Genomic DNA, 16,125 nt, shown 5'->3' with positions numbered 1-16,125 from the left:
TCCGCGGCGTCCCGCCGCTGGCGGACCCAGCCGGTCAGGCCTCGGGGCCCGCGATGAGCTTTCCACCCTCGACCCGCACCGGGACGGCGGGCAGCGGCACCGTGGCCGGGCCCCGCACCGCCTTGCCGGTCGTCATGTCGAACCGGCTTCCGTGGCAGGGACAGTTGCCTTCGGTGCCCTCGACCTTGTCCAGGAGGCAGCCCGCGTGGGTGCACTGCGCACTGAAGGCCTGGTAGCGGCCCTCGGCCGGGCAGCTCACGACGAGCCGCTGCTCGCGGTAGAGCTTCGCGCCGCCGACGGGTACCTCGTCGGCGGCGCCGAGCTCGACGGGTGCGGTGGGCGTCGGCGTCTGGGCGTGGCCCAGCTTGGACTCGGTCGAGCAGGCGGCCACACCCAGCCCGGCGGCGCCGGCGAGAGCGGCGCCCTTCAATACGGTTCGGCGGGGGGCGGGCAGGCCGGACATACGGTCTCCACTGGTCGGCGGGACAGAGGTGCGCCGCACCCGGCGGGACCGGGCGCCCGGGATCTCGGGGCACGGGCCGCACCGGAAGGCGTCGGCGACGGACCTGACGATACCGACGGAGAACGCCCGCCCGCGACCGGCCCCGGACAATTCGCGCCGGCCCGGAGCGTCCGCCGGTCCGCGCCGGAACGCGGGTCACTGTCCGGCACCAGCCGGAGCGGCCCGCGGGAGCGGCCACCGGGCCGCGTGAGCGGGCGCGCGCATGGCGACCCTCACCCCGCGTGTCAACGGGTAGGCGAAGGGCGCTTCCCGGCACCGTGAACGGCTCCGCGGGAGACGCTCCCCAGGCACCGTGGCTCCCCAGGCACTGTGGACAGGTACGCGGGACACGGCCCCGGACGCCGTGAGCGGCTACGCGGAACCCGGCCCCGGGCCTCGGGGGCGGGCGCGCGGGAGGCGGCCCTCGGGGGTGAGGGCCGCCTCTGCCGTACGGGGCACGGGGTCTCCGGGGCGCCAAGGCATCGGGACGCCGGTCGCCGAGTGGCCGGAGCACCGGGACACCCGGGGCGACCGTCCGGACGGTTGTCAGGCCTTCCGGGCCCGGGTGGCCTTCTTGGCCGCGGACCGCTCGGGCGCCGCCTTGGTGGTCTTCGCCGTGGCCGACCTGCGGGCCGACACCTCCTGGGCGGCGACCGCCTTCTTCGTGGACGCCCTGCGGACGGGCTTGCGGGCCGCCGGCACCGCGGCCTCGTTGATCCGGTCCGCGCCCAGGACGTCCTGGAGGAACTTCCCGGTGTGGCTCGCGGGCACCGACGCGACGTGCTCCGGGGTGCCTTCGGCGATGACCAGGCCGCCGCCGCTGCCCCCCTCCGGGCCCATGTCGACGACCCAGTCGGCCGTCTTGATGACATCGAGGTTGTGCTCGATGACGATCACCGTGTTGCCCTTGTCGACCAGGCCCGACAGCACCGTGATGAGCTTGCTGATGTCCTCGAAGTGCAGCCCGGTCGTCGGCTCGTCCAGGACGTAGACCGTGCGGCCGGTGGAGCGCCTCTGCAGCTCGCTCGCCAGCTTCACCCGCTGCGCCTCGCCGCCGGAGAGCGTCGGCGCGGACTGGCCGAGCCTGACGTAGCCGAGGCCCACCTCGTTGAGTGTGCGCAGGTGCCTGGCGATCGTCGGGACGGCCTCGAAGAACTCCAGGCCCTCCTCGATCGGCATGTCCAGCACCTCGGCGATGGACTTGCCCTTGTAGTGGACCTCCAGCGTCTCGCGGTTGTACCGCGCTCCGTGACAGACCTCGCACGGGACGTACACGTCGGGCAGGAAGTTCATCTCGATCTTGATCGTGCCGTCACCGGAGCAGTTCTCGCAGCGTCCGCCCTTGACGTTGAAGGAGAAGCGGCCCGGCAGGTAACCGCGCACCTTCGCCTCCATCGTCTCGGCGAACAGCCTGCGGACGTGGTCGAAGACCCCGGTGTACGTGGCCGGGTTGGAGCGGGGCGTCCGGCCGATCGGCGACTGGTCCACGTGGACCACCTTGTCGACGAGGTCGTCCCCGTCGACCCGCGTGTGACGGCCCGGAACCGACTTGGCGCCGTTGAGTTCACGCGCGAGGTGGGTGTAGAGGATGTCGTTGACCAGGGTCGACTTCCCGGAACCCGAGACACCGGTGACCGCGGTGAGGACGCCGAGGGGGAAGGAGACGTCGATGTCCTGGAGGTTGTTCTCCCGGGCACCGTGGACCGTCAGCAGGCGGGCGGGGTCGATCGGCCGCCGGACGTCCGGCATCGCGATGGACTTCTTGCCGGACAGGTACTGCCCGGTGATCGACTCCTTGTTGGCCAGCAGTTCCTCGAGCGACCCGGAGTGGACGACCTTGCCGCCGTGCTCCCCGGCGCCGGGGCCGATGTCGACCACCCAGTCGGCGACCTTGATCGTGTCCTCGTCGTGCTCGACGACGATGAGCGTGTTACCCATGTCCCGGAGCCGGACCAGTGTCTCGATCAGCCGGTGGTTGTCACGCTGGTGGAGCCCGATGGACGGCTCGTCCAGCACGTAGAGCACGCCGACGAGTCCGGAGCCGATCTGGGTGGCGAGCCGGATGCGCTGGGCCTCGCCTCCGGAGAGGGTGCCCGCGGCGCGGTTGAGCGAGAGGTAGTCGAGGCCTACGTCGACGAGGAACTTCAGCCGTTCGTTGACCTCCTTCAGGACCCGCTCGGCGATCTTCTTGTCCCGGGAGTTCAGCGTGAGCCTGCCGAGGAATTCGGCGCACTCGCTGATCGACATCGCGGCGACCTCTGCGATGGACCTCTCCATCACCGTGACCGCGAGGACGATCGGCTTGAGCCGGGTGCCTTCGCAGGTGGGGCAGGGCACCTCGCGCATGTAGCCCTCGAAGCGCTCCCGGCTGGAGTCGCTCTCCGCCTCGGAGTGGCGCCGCTTGACGAACTGCACGGCACCCTCGAACGAGGGGGTGGTGTAGGCGCGCTCGCGCCCGTACCGGTTGCGGTAGCGCACCTCGGTCTGGATCTTGTGGCCGTGCAGCAGTGCCTTCTTGGCGCGCTGCGGCAGCCCGGCCCAGGGGATGTCCGTACGGAACCCGAGGGCGTCGGCGAGCGCGCCGATCTGGCGGCCGAAGTACTCCTTGGTGTGACCGTGCGACCAGGGGTGGATCGCGCCCTCGTCGAGGGACTTGTCCACGTCCGGGACGATCAGCTCCGGGTCGACCTCCATCCGGGTTCCGATGCCGGTGCAGTCGGGGCAGGCACCGAAGGGGGAGTTGAAGGAGAAGGAGCGCGGCTCCAGCTCCTCGAAGGACAGGTCGTCGTACGGGCAGTAGAGGTGCTCGGAGAACATCCGCTCACGCTCGGGGTCGTCCTCCTCCAGGTCGACGAAGTCCAGCACGACCATGCCGCCGGAGAGGCCGAGCGCGGTCTCGACCGAGTCGGTCAGCCGGCGCTTGGCACTGTCCTTCACCGTGAGGCGGTCGATGACCACCTCGATGGTGTGCTTCTCCTGCTTCTTCAGCTTGGGCGGCTCGGAGAGCTGGATCGTCGTGCCGTCGACCCGGGCCCTGCTGTATCCCTTGGTCTGCAGGTCGGCGAAGAGATCGACGAACTCGCCCTTGCGCTCGCGCACCAGGGGGGAGAGCACCTGGAAGCGGCTGCCCTCGGGCAGTCCGAGCACCCTGTCGACGACGGCCTGCGGTGACTGGCGGGAGATGGGCCGGCCGCACTGGGGGCAGTGCGGTTTACCGATCCTGGCGAAGAGCAGCCGGAGGTAGTCGTAGACCTCGGTGATGGTGCCGACCGTCGAGCGCGGGTTGCGCGAGGTCGACTTCTGGTCGATGGAGACGGCGGGCGAGAGGCCTTCGATGAAGTCCACGTCCGGCTTGTCCATCTGGCCGAGGAACTGCCGCGCGTACGAGGAGAGCGACTCCACGTAGCGCCGCTGGCCCTCGGCGAAGATCGTGTCGAACGCGAGCGACGACTTGCCCGACCCGGAGAGCCCGGTGAAGACGATGAGGGAGTCACGGGGGAGGTCGAGCGAGACGTTCTTCAGGTTGTGCTCGCGCGCGCCACGGACGATGAGACGGTCGGCCACGCCGGTCCGCACCTTTCTGGAGAGAACGGGGGAACTGAGCCCCCGTTCCAGGATATGGGGGGTGCCACAGCGATGTACGAAGCTTTCGACTCCGAGCGTATAGCACGCGCATTCGATTTACGGACGGCCGCAGACTCCTTCACCCGAATGAGTGTCGGGGGCTACGCTCCGGTCATGATCGATCATGCGCACGACCTGGAAGCCCTACAGGAAGCGACCGATCGGCTGCTCGGTGCCACGGGCGAACTGGACGACGGATCGCTGTCGCAGCCGTCGCGCCTGCCGGGCTGGAGCCGCGGCCATGTTCTCGCCCACCTGTCACGTAACGCCGACGCGCTCACAAATGTTCTCCAAGGGCGCCCGATGTACGCGAGCAGCGAAACCCGCGACGCCGACATCGAGCGGGACGCGTCCCGCCCCCTGGTCGCGCAGCTCGCCGATCTGCGCGGGAGCGGCGACCGCTTCCTCGCGGCCGCCTCCGCCCCGGCGGACCCGTCCCGCACCGTCACCCTGCGCAACGGCGTGACGGACACGGCGGCGCGGGTGCCGTTCCGCCGCTGGATCGAGGTCGAGCTGCACCACGTGGACCTGGGGGTGGGTTACGAGCTGGAGGACCTGCCGGAGGAGTTCGTGACCCGGGAGAACGACTTCCTGGCGGAGCGGTTCACCGGGCACCCCGACGTCGTCCCCACCACCGCCGCGTCCGAGGACGGGCGTCTGTGGACCACGGGAGGCGGCGCGAAGGGCAGGCCGGTCACCGTACGGGGCCCGGCCGCCGACATCCTCGGCTGGCTGTGCGGGCGCCGCGACGGCTCCGGTCTCACCGTCGACGGCGGCGACCTGCCCGTCCTGCCCCCGCTATAGGCTGAGACGCATGACGTACAGCGGAGCGGTCAAGGTCGGCGGGCCTGCGCACACCCACGAGCTGACGGATCTGATGATCTCCAAGGTCGCTGTCGGCGCGATGAACAACAACGCTTATCTGCTGCGCTGCCGGGCCACCGGCGAGCAGCTCCTGATCGACGCGGCCGCCGAGGCGGGGACGCTGCTCCGGCTGATCGGCGAGGACGGCATCGCCTCCGTCGTCACCACGCACCGGCACGGTGACCACTGGCAGGCCCTGGGTGAGGTGGTGGCGGCCACCGGCGCGCGCACCTACGCCGGCGCGTACGACGCGGAGGGCATCCCCGTCCCGACGGACGTGCTCGTCCAGGACGAGGACACGATCCGGGTGGGCCGGGTCACGCTGACCGCCCGGCATCTGACCGGGCACACCCCGGGCTCGATCGCCCTGGTCTACGACGACCCGCACGGGGCGCCGCACGTGTTCACCGGCGACTGCCTCTTCCCCGGGGGCCTCGGCAACACGCACAAGGACCCGGAGGCGTTCGCACGGCTGCTCCACGACGTGGAGACCAAGCTCTTCGATCGTCTGCCGGACGAGACCTGGGTCTACCCGGGCCACGGACACGACACGACGCTCGGTGACGAGCGCCCGCACCTGCCCGAATGGCGTGAGCGGGGCTGGTGACCGCACCGTCGGCCGCGTTCCTGCGGACCGGAGACGGACGGACCGGCAGGCGGGGCCTTGTGGCCTCGCCCGCCGGTCCGTCCGCTGTTCCCCCTGCGCGGTGCGGCTTCCGTTCCGTCCGCCGCGGACCGCTCGGCTACTTCTCGATGCCGGCCGTCTCGCTCTCCGCGTCCGCGGCCGGGTCCGTGTCCGCCGCCCCGGCCTCCGCCGTCGCCTGCTTCTTGTTGGCGATCAGGCTGGTGATCGTGGTGACCACCAGAACGCCGCAGATGAAGGAGAGCGAGAACGGGATGGAGATCTCGGGCACGTGCACCCCGGACTCGTGGAGAGCGTGCAGCACCAGCTTGACGCCGATGAAGCCGAGGATCACCGACAGCCCGTAGCTGAGGTGGACCAGCTTCTTCAGCAGACCGCCGATGAGGAAGTACAGCTGCCGCAGCCCCATCAGGGCGAACGCGTTGGCGGTGAAGACGATGTACGGGTCCTGGGTCAGGCCGAAGATCGCGGGGATGGAGTCCAGCGCGAAGAGCACATCGGTGGTGCCGATGGCCAGCATGACCACCATCAACGGGGTCAGGACACGCTTGCCGTTGTTCCTGATGAAGAGCTTCGTACCGTGGTACCGGTCGGCGACACCGAAGCGGTGTTCGATCGACTTGAGGAGGCGGTTCTCCTCGAACTCCTCTTCCTCCTCGTCGGCCCGCGCCTCCTGGATCAGCTTCCAGGCGGTGTAGATCAGGAACGCGCCGAAGATGTAGAAGATCCACGAGAAGTTGGCGATGACGGCCGCACCGGCGGCGATGAAGATCGCCCGCAGCACCAGCGCTATCAGCACACCGATGAGCAGCACCCGCTGCTGAAGGTGGGAGGGCACCGCGAACTTCGCCATGATCAGGACGAAGACGAAGAGGTTGTCGACACTGAGCGACTTCTCGGTGATGAATCCGGCGAAGAACTCGCCCGAAGCCTGGCTCTCGCCGAAGACCAGCAGGCCCAGCCCGAAGAGGACGGCCAGCGCGATCCAGACGACGGTCCAGATTCCGGCTTCCTTGGTCGACACGTCATGGGGCTTGCGCCCGATGAAGAAGTCGACGGCGATCAGGGCTGCCAGACCGACAACGGTCAGCACCCAGAGAGTCCATGAAACGTCCACTGCGCCTCCGGCAGTTCGCTACGGCTATAGATCAGCGTCGTCGCTGCCGGAGGTCTCTTCCACCCGGGTGCGCGGGCTGCGCGCCGGGCCGGCGCCCCGGGACCGGTCACAGTCCGTACTGACGGGAACGCCGCGATCGGGAGTACTCCCCTCCGCATGAAGAACAGTACAGGAAGTACCAAGAAAAGGTAAAGAGCCAGGCAAAGAAACACCAAAGCTCCAGGTCGCAGCGGTTTCGGTGACCCTGCGCACCGGGGTGAAGAGTGAGTGGCCGGGGAGCTGATGGACCGGCCGAGAGGAATCTTCGGCCGTACCGCTCAGCGGTGGTCGCCCCGCCGTGCGTCGGCCACGAGCGCGAGCACCTGTTCCAGGACGCGGCTGCCCTGCGGCACCCTCAGCGGCTCGTACGTCCAGGCGTGGCCCACCCACGGGTCGGCGAGGTGGTCGTCGGCCACGGGCGTGATCCGCAGCAGGGAGCGCCACAGCGGGTCGAGCACCGGTCCGTAGGCACGGGCGTCCTCCCGGTCGGCGACCATCAGCAGGTGCACGCCCACCGTCGGCCCCTCGTCGGCGAGGTAACGCAGCTGGGTGACAGCCCGGTCGTCGAAACCGTGCGGGAAGTCGTTGACGATCAGCAGCTGCCGGCCCGTGTCCAGATCCGGCGGCAGCGAGTCCGCAGCCCCCGCCCTGAGCGCCATCTGCACCAGATCGACGCGCCGGGTCAGGTGGGCGAGGACCGAGGTCACTCCTGCGGCCCCGGCCGCGGGCGGGGCGCCGAGCACGCCGGACGTGAGGAGGGGTTGGAGGGACGCGGCGGCGGACCCCGCCGGGTCGATGACGTGCACGGAGAAATCGCCGGCCGGGTGGACGGCCAGGAGCCGCGCGGCCACCGCGACCGCGGTGTCCGTGGCCGCGCGGCGCAGCTGGTCCCCGCCCGCGGGCGCGGCGGCCTCACCGGACGTACGGCCGCTGTCGATCCACAGCCCGCGCTCCAGCGGCAGCCGTACCAGGAGCGGGATGCGCAGGCCGGTGCTCTCGGGGAGGTGGACGTCACCGAGGCGCAGCGCCATGGGAGTCTCCATAGGCACCCGGTAGGCGTGCCAGACGGGATTGTCCCAGCCTGCGTACGCGGCGGGCAGTGCGGGCTCCACCACCTCGGATTCGGCGGTCAGCTGGGCGAGGTCGCGGTCGAGGGCCTCACGCGCCCGGGTGGTCAGTTCGTCGCGCTTGATCCTGGCCGCCTCCCTGGCGCGGTCGCCCGCACCGCCGATGCGGTTTCGCGGGTCGGAGAGCGTCCGGTCGAGCTCCTGGTCCATCCTCGACTCGGCGAAGTCGACGGCGCTGCGGTACGCGGCGACGGCCCGGGCCAGGTCCTCGAACATGCCCCAGATCTGGTTGTACAGACGCTCCTCCATGGACCAGCCGGTCGCGTCGCCGGCGACGGGGCCGACAGGCCGGCCGGGGGCCGCGGGCGGGGCGGCCGGAGGTGGCGGAGGCGGGGCGGAGGTCTGTCTCCGGGGGTGCGCGTAGTTGACGGGGCCGCCCGCCGTCAGATCCGCGGACGGCGGCGCGGCCGGCCCGGTGAGCGGCCCGGTGGGCGGGACGGGCGTCACGGGGGCCGGCGGCTGTCCGCCGCCCGCGGACGGAGCCGACCCCGCGGGACGGCGTACGCGCTCCCCGTCCGGGGTGCGCGGCGGTGGGGGTGCCACGGAGCGGGCGAGCCCGGAAGCGACGGCCTCCTGGATCGTCCCGGCCAGTTCCGCGGCCCGGGCCACGCCCTGGTCGGCGAGCATTCCGGCGAGCCCGGCGGCGTATCCCTGGCCGACGGCACGGACCTTCCACAGGCCTTGGCGGCGGTACAGCTCCAGGGCCGTCACCGCGGACTCGGTGTCCAGGCCGGTGAGGGTGAACGTCGCGATCTCGATGCCGTCGAGTCCGGTGACGGCGACGAAGGGCGCGGCGACCCCGCCGAACGTGGTGGGCCGCCCCGGCCCGACGGGCAGGGCCAGCAGCACCGTGACGCGGTGCACCGCGTCCGGCAGGGCGTCCAGGTCCACGGCCAGCCGGTGGTCGGCCGCGGCCTGCCGGGACACTTCCAGCCCGGGCAGCCGGTGCGCTCCCGGGTGGGCGATCCAATCGCCGCCGCGCACGGTGCCCCGCTCGTCCGCGAGCGTGGCGCCGGCCACGACGGGCGAGCCCGCCGAGACCCTGATCTCCAGTCGGGTCCGGGGCAAGGTGTGGTTCTGCCCCCGGACCAGCTCGGCCGTCATCGCCCTGTCCCCTCACCGTTCGTCGCCATCGCCCTGCCATGGGCGCAGCTCCCGGCGGCGGGCGCCTCCGGGAGCTGCTCGTCACAGATGTGCGGGCCGGTCCTGTCCGTGCGGACCGGCTCCGGACCGTGCCTACAGGTGCGGCAGGATCGCCGGCATCAGGTCCTGGAACGTCCGGCCGTTGGCCGGGTTGCCGAGGGCGGTCATCTGCCAGCCGCTGCCCGCGCGGTGCACCTTCGCCATGATCTGCGCCGTGTACTGGCCGCCGCCGTCGAGCGTGTAGCGGGCGAGTTCCTGGCCGTTGGTCTCGTCGACGATGCGGCAGAAGGCGTTCTGGACCTCCTGGAACGTCTGGCCGGTGAACGAGTTCACCGTGAAGACGATCTGGTCGATGTGGACCGGGACCCGCTGCAGGTCGACCAGGATCGCCTCGTCGTCACCTCCCGAGCCGGCGCCGCCGACGAGGTTGTCGCCGGTGTGCTTGACCGAGCCGTCGTCACTGACGAGATGACGGAAGAACACGACGTCCACGGGCTGCTTGTCGGCGAAGAGCACCGCCGAGGCGTCCAGGTCGATCTCCCGGGTACGCGAGCCGAACAGTCCGCGGCGCGGGGCCGCCTGCCAGCCGAGCCCCATCCGTACCGCGGTCAGGGTCCCCCCGTCGCTCTTCTGCAGGCTGATGGCCTGGCCCTTGGTCATGTTGACCGTCACGCGCTGTCCCCTCTCCGCTGTGCCCCGCAACCGTCCTTGTGCGGTTCCCCGCACCCTACGCAGTCCTCGAAGGCCGCACGCAGGGGTGGACCGTATTTGTGTCGGTCCTGCAACACTGCGGGCCCCACGGGTCAGGCCAGACCCGCCTCCCTCATCTGCCGCAGCTCCTTCTTCAGTTCGCCCACCTCGTCGCGCAGCCGGGCGGCCACCTCGAACTGCAGGTCGGCGGCGGCCGCCCGCATCCGGTCCGTCATCTCCTCGATGATCCCGGCGAGTTCCGCTGCGGGCCGGTCGGTGACGGCCGCGCCGTCCGCCCGGGACCTCCCGCCGGGGACCGTGGCCTTCCCGCCGCCCGCGGTCTTCCCGCCGGCCGCGGACTTGCCTCCGAGCGTGGGCACCGGGGCCTTGGCGATCTTCCCTTGGCGGTAGCCGGTGCCGAGCAGTTGCTCGGTGTCCACCTCCTCGCGGGCGATGGTGGCGACGATGTCGTTGATCTTCTTGCGCAGCGGCTGGGGATCGAGTCCGCGCTCGGTGTTGTACGCGATCTGCTTCTCGCGTCGCCGGTTGGTCTCGTCGATGGCCTGCGCCATCGCCGGGGTGATCTTGTCCGCGTACATATGGACCTGGCCCGAGACGTTACGGGCGGCACGTCCGATGGTCTGGATCAGCGAGGTGCCCGACCGCAGGAAGCCCTGCTTGTCCGCGTCGAGGATGGCCACCAGCGACACCTCGGGCAGGTCGAGGCCCTCGCGCAGCAGGTTGATGCCGACCAGGACGTCGTACTCCCCCGAGCGCAGTTCGCGCAGGAGCTCGATGCGGCGCAGGGTGTCGACGTCGCTGTGCAGGTAGCGCACCTGGATGCCGAGCTCGAGGAAGTAGTCCGTGAGGTCCTCGGACATCTTCTTCGTGAGGGTGGTGACCAGGACCCGCTCGTCCCGCTCGGTCCGCTTGCGGATCTCGTGCACCAGGTCGTCGATCTGGCCCTCGGTGGGCTTGACGACGACTTCCGGGTCGACGAGTCCGGTGGGCCGGATGATCTGCTCGACGTAGCCGTCGCCGCGCGAGAGCTCGTACTTCCCCGGCGTGGCGGAGAGGTAGACGGTCTGGTTGATCCGGCCCAGGAACTCCTCCCACTTCAGCGGGCGGTTGTCCAGGGCGGAGGGCAGCCGGAAGCCGTGGTCGACGAGGGTCCGCTTGCGGGAGGCGTCGCCCTCGTACATCGCGCCGATCTGCGGCACGGTGACGTGGGACTCGTCCAGGACGAGCAGGAAGTCCTCGGGGAAGTAGTCGAGGAGGGTGTTGGGCGCGGTGCCGGGCGCACGGCCGTCGAAGTGCATCGAGTAGTTCTCGACGCCGGAGCAGGTTCCGATCTGGCGGAGCATCTCGATGTCGTACGTGGTGCGCATGCGCAGGCGCTGGGCCTCCAGCATCTTGCCCTGCTTCTCCAGCTCGGCGAGGCGCTGCTCCAGCTCCGTCTCGATGCCTCCGACGGCCTTCTCCATGCGCTCGGGTCCCGCCACGTAGTGGCTGGCGGGGAAGACGTGGAGCGAGCGGTCCTCGCTGATGACCTCGCCGGTGAGGGGGTGCAGTGTGGACAGCGCCTCGATCTCGTCACCGAACATCTCGATGCGGACCGCGAGCTCCTCGTAGACCGGGAAGATCTCGATGGTGTCGCCACGGACCCGGAAGGTGCCCCGGGTGAACGCGAGGTCGTTCCGCGTGTACTGGATCTCGACGAAGCGGCGCAGCAACTGGTCGCGGTCGACCTCGTCGCCGACCTTGAGCTGAACCATCCGGTCCACGTACTCCTGGGGCGTGCCGAGGCCGTAGATGCAGGAGACGGAGGCGACCACGACGACGTCGCGGCGGGTGAGCAGCGAATTCGTGGCTGAGTGCCGCAGCCGCTCTACCTCCTCGTTGATCGAGGAGTCCTTCTCGATGTAGGTGTCCGACTGGGGGACGTACGCCTCGGGCTGGTAGTAGTCGTAGTACGAGACGAAGTACTCGACGGCGTTGTTCGGCAGGAGTTCGCGGAACTCGTTGGCCAGCTGGGCGGCGAGGGTCTTGTTCGGCGCCATCACGAGGGTCGGGCGCTGCAGCTTCTCGATCATCCAGGCCGTCGTCGCCGACTTGCCCGTGCCGGTCGCCCCCAGCAGGACGACGTCCTTCTCGCCGGCGCGGATACGCCGGTCCAGCTCGGCGATGGCCGCGGGCTGGTCACCGCTGGGCTGGTAGGGACTGACGACCTCGAAAGGCGCCACCGAACGTTCGATCTTCGAAACGGGCCGCATGCAACCACCGTACGACCCGCCACCGACAACGGCGCCGGATCAGCGGTTCCGCAGCTGCCCGCCGCTTCTGCGGGCGGCGGACGCGTAGGGCGTGCGCCGCCGCTGGACGGGGATGGCGGCGACCCGGCGGCCGGCCGGCAACCCGCGCCCCGGGGTGCGGACCCGGCCCTCGGGCGTCCCCGTCACCACCAGCGGGTCGATCATCACGATCACCCCGGCCAGGAGCAGGAAACACCCCGGACCGATCATCATCGGAAGGAGCAGCGAGGTCGGGGTGTCACCGGCCGTCGCGGTCACGGCGCCGGGGTGCAGATGCACCCGGAGGGCGGCCATCCCCGTGTAGTGCATCCCGCTCACCGCGACGCCCATGACCACGCCGGCGCCGAGGCTGGGCAGGAAGCCGTGGATGGAGACCGCCGCCCACAGGGCGGCGGTGGACGCCACGACGGCGATGACGACGGAGAGGGAGACGGTGAGCGTGTCGTAGGCGAACTTCCCGTCGAACCGCATTCCGGCCATACCGAGGTAGTGCATCGAGGCGACACCCAGACCGGTGATCGTCCCGCCGGTGACCAGGGCCATGGGAGTGGCGCCCTGGTAGCCGACCAGGAAGATGCCGATGCCGACCATGACGATGGCCACGGCGAGGCCGGCGAAGATGAGCGGCCTGTCGTAGGTCACCGGCGCTTCCTGGACCGTGAAGCCCAGCATCGCGACGAAGTGCATCGTCCAGATGCCGGAACCTATGGAGAGCGCGCCCAGGGCCAGCCAGCCGGCTCTGCGGGAGCGGTCCGCGCGCAGCGACCGGGTGGTGCACCGCAGCCCGAGAGCCGCTCCGAGGCATGCCATGAGGAACGCCACGACCGGAGTCATCAGGCCGTAGCCGAATCCGTCAACTGTGCCCTGCATGCTCGTACGCCCTTCGCGGAAGCCCGGGTTCGGGGTGACCCTAAAGGGCGAAGCCCGCCAGGCAAACATAAGAGCGGCATCTTAGCCGCCCGCATACCGCCCGGTAATCGGGTACCCGACAATCCGTTCACATCTTGGCCACCAGCACCCTGTCGCCCGTTGGGAATCGGCTGCGACGCTCTCCGTGCCGCATCCCGACGCAAGGAGTACACGTGTCCGTACGCACAGCAAGCGCGTCCACCGCCGTCGCCGCCCTGCTCGGCGGTTGCGTCCTGCTGCCCGCCGCTCAGGCGCAGGCCTCGGACGCCCGCCACGCCCCGGTGGTCTTCGCCCACCGCGGGGCCTCCGCCTACGCCCCGGAGAACACCCTGGCGGCCGTGGACGCGGCCGACGACCTCGGCATCGCGTGGGTGGAGAACGACGTACAGCTCACCAAGGACGGTGTGCTGGTCGTGGTGCACGACACCAGCCTGAAGCGGACCACGGACGCGGAGGAGGTCTTCCCCGGCCGTGCCCCCTGGGCGGTCAAGGACTTCACCGCGGCCGAGATCGCGAAGCTCGACGCGGGCAGCTGGTTCGGCGCCCGGTACGCGGGCGCCCGGGTGCCGACGCTCACCCAGTACCTGCACCGCGTGGAGCGCAACCGCCAGAAGCTGCTCCTGGAGATCAAGAGCCCGGAGATCTACCCGGGGATCGAGAAGGAGACCCTGCGGATCCTGCGCAAGGAGGGGTGGCTCGACCGCGAGCACGTCAAGCACCGGCTGGTCGTCCAGAGCTTCGGTGCAGAGAGTGTGAAAACCGTCCACACGCAGCGTCCCGACGTCGTCACGGGCTTCCTCGGCACCCCCGCGGTGGCCGATCTTCCGTCGTACGCGGCGTTCACCGACCAGATCAATCCCTCGTACGGGACGATCGGCGCCGCGTACGTCGCCTCGGTCCACAAGCTGAAGGGCGCCCACGGGAAGCCGCTCCGGGTCAACACCTGGACGGTCAACGACGCCGCCAAGGCGGCGGAGGTCGCCGGCTACGGCGTCGACGGCATCATCACGAACTACCCCGACGTCGTGCGGGAGGCCACCCGCTGACGGCACGGCGCGGACCTGCCGGGGCCGGGCGCGAGGCACCCGCGCCCGGGGCCCGCGGAGTCGCGGCGCCGGGCGTGACCGCCGGGCCCGTCCCGTACCCGGCCACCGGACCCCGGGGAGCGGCGTCGATGTCGGTGCCCGGCCGTACGGTGGTCGCATGGACAACGTGGAACAGGGTGTGGAGTGGTCCGTCGTGGAGAGCGGCATCGGGCCGCTCCTGCTGGCGGCGACCGCCACGGGCCTGGTGAGTGTCGTCTTCCACGCGCGTCCCGCGGTCCGGGACCAGGCGCTCGGCCGGCTGCGGGGGCGACTGGGCGCGGAGCCCGTGCGGGCACCCGGCTCCGCCCGGCTCGCCGAGCCGGTGCGCCAGCTGGCGGCGTACTTCGCTGGCGGTCTGCGGGAGTTCTCGCTGGACCTGGACTGGTCGCTGTCCTCAGGCTTCCACCGCGAGGTGCTCCGCGAGCTGGCGGCCGGCGTGCCGTACGGGACGGTCGTCGGTTACGGGGAGCTGGCGGGGCGGGTGGGGCAGCCGGGGGCCGCCCAGGCGGTGGGGGCGGCCATGGGCTCCAATCCGCTGCCGGTCGTGGTGCCGTGCCACCGGGTGGTGGAGAGCGGCGGGGGGCTGGGCGGGTTCGGCGGGGGCCTGGAGACGAAGCGCCGGTTGCTGGCGCTCGAGGGGATACTCCCCCAGCCGCTGTTCTGAGGCCGCCCGCACTCCGGGGCGGCCCCTGTCCGAGACGTGCCGCTGCGCTCCGACGGCCGCCGCTCCCAGGCACGCCCCGTTACCCGGTTTCGCACGGGCGTGCGACCTGGGAGACTGCGGCGGTGACGACAGCCTTTCCCGCCCCCCGGATCACGGACGCCGACCTGCCCGCGCTGCAGCGCAGGATCTCCGCCGTCCTCGTCGTCGGCCAGATACTCGGCGGTCTCGGCGTGGCCGTCGGCATCGCCCTGGCCCCGGTCCTCGCGGCGGAGGTGAGCGGCTCCGAGGCCCTGTCCGGGCTCGCCCCCACGGCGTCGGTGGCCGGTACGGCCCTGCTGTCGCTGCCGCTCGCCGCGTTGATGGCCTCGCGCGGCCGGCGCCCCGGGCTCGTCCTCGGCTATCTCGTCGGGGCGGCCGGAGCGTCGCTCGTCGTGGCCGCGACCATGGTGGGCAGCTTCCCGCTGCTCCTCCTCGGTATGGCAGGCTTCGGCGCCGGCTCCTCGGCCAATCTCCAGGCCAGGTTCGCCGCGGCCGACCTGGCCCCGCCGGAGCGCCGCGCACGGGCGATCTCCACCGTCATCTGGGCGACGACCATCGGTTCGGTGCTCGGCCCCAACGTCGCGGCCCCCGCGGGCCGTGTCTTCCGGGGGACCTCGGTGCCCGAGATGGCGGGCCCGTTCGCCTGGGCCGCGGCGATCTTCCTGCTCACCGGCCTCCTGGTCGCCGTGTTCCTGCGCCCCGACCCGCTGCTCACCGCCCGCGCCCTCGCCCCGCAGAGCTCCGGCGCCGAGCACCGTTCCCTGCGGGCGGGCGTCGCGGCGGTGCGCGCCTCCCCGATGGCCCGGCTGGCGCTGGTGACCGTCGCCGTGTGCCACACCGCCATGGTCTCGATCATGGTCATGACCCCGGTCCACCTGGGCCACCACGGCGCGGACATCGAGCTCATCGGCCTGGTCATCAGCGGGCATATCGCCGGGATGTACGCCTTCTCCCCCGTGATGGGGCGGCTCGCGGACCGGTTCGGGCGGCTGTCGGTCATCGGCCTCGCCGCCGGCCTGCTGTGCGGTGCCGCAGTGCTGGCCGGCACCTCCGGCGGCGGGCACGGCCGGACCGCCGCGGGCCTGTTCGTCCTCGGTCTGGGCTGGTCGGCCGGCCTGGTCGCGGGTTCGGCGCTGCTCACGGACTCCGTCCCGCAGCCCGCCCGCGCCGCCGTACAGGGTTTGTCCGACCTGACGATGAACACGGCGGCGGGGGTCGGAGGCGCGGTCGCCGGGGTGATCGTCTCCCGGCTCGGGTACGGCTGGCTGAACGCCGTGGCCGCCTGCCTGCTGCTGCCGATGGCGGCCCTGGCCCTGCGCCGGGCGGTCTCCCGGCAGCCCGTGGCGTCCGGAAAGGCCTGACCCGGC

General features: G+C 71.2%; 12 protein-coding genes. 5 read left to right on the top strand and 7 right to left on the bottom strand.

The features are described from left to right. Positions 1–34: 34 nt before the first annotated feature. Together ACH4VO_RS25875 and uvrA are read right to left on the bottom strand one after the other, a co-directional pair. Positions 35–463 (bottom strand): Rieske (2Fe-2S) protein, encoded by a 429-nt coding sequence (locus ACH4VO_RS25875; RefSeq protein ID WP_360997625.1) that lies wholly within the window; start codon positions 461–463, stop codon positions 35–37. A 585-nt stretch (positions 464–1,048) separates the two neighbouring features. Further along, a complete protein-coding gene (gene uvrA, locus ACH4VO_RS25870; protein ID WP_360997627.1) occupies positions 1,049–4,066 on the bottom strand; it encodes an excinuclease ABC subunit UvrA in 3,018 nt (1,005 codons plus the stop codon). Positions 4,067–4,240: 174 nt separating this feature from the next. On the opposite strand from uvrA, the gene ACH4VO_RS25865 reads away from it, so the two are divergent. Continuing rightward, a complete protein-coding gene (locus ACH4VO_RS25865) occupies positions 4,241–4,930 on the top strand; it encodes a maleylpyruvate isomerase family mycothiol-dependent enzyme (protein ID WP_360997629.1) in 690 nt (229 codons plus the stop codon). A 10-nt stretch (positions 4,931–4,940) separates the two neighbouring features. Then, positions 4,941–5,597 (top strand): MBL fold metallo-hydrolase, encoded by a 657-nt coding sequence (locus ACH4VO_RS25860; RefSeq protein ID WP_360997631.1) that lies wholly within the window; start codon positions 4,941–4,943, stop codon positions 5,595–5,597. 136 nt (positions 5,598–5,733) lie between these two features. Here the strand turns inward: ACH4VO_RS25860 and ACH4VO_RS25855 are convergent, their stop codons facing one another. The 5 genes from ACH4VO_RS25855 to ACH4VO_RS25835 form a co-directional block, all read right to left on the bottom strand. Beyond that, entirely contained in the window at positions 5,734–6,750 is a 1,017-nt protein-coding gene (locus ACH4VO_RS25855) for a TerC family protein (protein ID WP_360997633.1), read from the bottom strand. Positions 6,751–7,067: 317 nt separating this feature from the next. Further along, positions 7,068–9,020, bottom strand: coding sequence for a TerD family protein (locus ACH4VO_RS25850; RefSeq protein WP_360997635.1), 1,953 nt, complete (start codon positions 9,018–9,020; stop codon positions 7,068–7,070). Positions 9,021–9,152: 132 nt separating this feature from the next. After that, positions 9,153–9,731 carry a TerD family protein gene (locus ACH4VO_RS25845; RefSeq protein ID WP_104789925.1) on the bottom strand — a complete coding sequence of 193 codons (579 nt, stop codon included), beginning with the start codon at positions 9,729–9,731 and terminating at the stop codon, positions 9,153–9,155. A 131-nt stretch (positions 9,732–9,862) separates the two neighbouring features. Further along, positions 9,863–12,022, bottom strand: coding sequence for an excinuclease ABC subunit UvrB (uvrB, locus tag ACH4VO_RS25840; protein WP_360997637.1), 2,160 nt, complete (start codon positions 12,020–12,022; stop codon positions 9,863–9,865). Between the two features lie 39 nt (positions 12,023–12,061). Continuing rightward, the gene (locus ACH4VO_RS25835; protein WP_360997638.1) at positions 12,062–12,931 is read right to left on the bottom strand and encodes an MHYT domain-containing protein; all 870 of its coding nucleotides are present in this window, start codon (positions 12,929–12,931) and stop codon (positions 12,062–12,064) included. Positions 12,932–13,143: 212 nt separating this feature from the next. On the opposite strand from ACH4VO_RS25835, the gene ACH4VO_RS25830 reads away from it, so the two are divergent. The 3 genes from ACH4VO_RS25830 to ACH4VO_RS25820 all read left to right on the top strand — a co-directional run bounded on the left by ACH4VO_RS25830 (position 13,144) and on the right by ACH4VO_RS25820 (position 16,119). Next, the gene (locus ACH4VO_RS25830) at positions 13,144–14,016 is read left to right on the top strand and encodes a glycerophosphodiester phosphodiesterase family protein (protein ID WP_360997640.1); all 873 of its coding nucleotides are present in this window, start codon (positions 13,144–13,146) and stop codon (positions 14,014–14,016) included. A gap of 157 nt (positions 14,017–14,173) precedes the next feature. Then, positions 14,174–14,719, top strand: a complete 546-nt coding sequence (locus ACH4VO_RS25825; protein WP_360997641.1) for a methylated-DNA--[protein]-cysteine S-methyltransferase — start codon at positions 14,174–14,176, stop codon at positions 14,717–14,719. Positions 14,720–14,841: 122 nt separating this feature from the next. Continuing rightward, positions 14,842–16,119 carry an MFS transporter gene (locus ACH4VO_RS25820; protein ID WP_360997643.1) on the top strand — a complete coding sequence of 426 codons (1,278 nt, stop codon included), beginning with the start codon at positions 14,842–14,844 and terminating at the stop codon, positions 16,117–16,119. Positions 16,120–16,125 lie beyond the last annotated feature (6 nt).

Origin of the sequence: Streptomyces sp. NPDC020780, assembly GCF_044334475.1 — a bacterium.
Taxonomy (GTDB): Bacteria; Actinomycetota; Actinomycetes; order Streptomycetales; family Streptomycetaceae; genus Streptomyces.
Note: the sequence above shows the minus strand (reverse complement) of the source record. Positions and strands in the feature narration are given on the sequence as shown.

Coding starts and splice junctions, on each gene's coding strand:
- ACH4VO_RS25850 (WP_360997635.1), bottom strand. CDS start 9,020: ATGACGGCCGAGCTGGTCCGGGGGCAGAACCACACCTTGCCCCGGACC.
- ACH4VO_RS25865 (WP_360997629.1), top strand. CDS start 4,241: ATGATCGATCATGCGCACGACCTGGAAGCCCTACAGGAAGCGACCGAT.
- ACH4VO_RS25835 (WP_360997638.1), bottom strand. CDS start 12,931: ATGCAGGGCACAGTTGACGGATTCGGCTACGGCCTGATGACTCCGGTC.
- ACH4VO_RS25825 (WP_360997641.1), top strand. CDS start 14,174: ATGGACAACGTGGAACAGGGTGTGGAGTGGTCCGTCGTGGAGAGCGGC.
- ACH4VO_RS25860 (WP_360997631.1), top strand. CDS start 4,941: ATGACGTACAGCGGAGCGGTCAAGGTCGGCGGGCCTGCGCACACCCAC.
- ACH4VO_RS25875 (WP_360997625.1), bottom strand. CDS start 463: ATGTCCGGCCTGCCCGCCCCCCGCCGAACCGTATTGAAGGGCGCCGCT.
- uvrB (WP_360997637.1), bottom strand. CDS start 12,022: ATGCGGCCCGTTTCGAAGATCGAACGTTCGGTGGCGCCTTTCGAGGTC.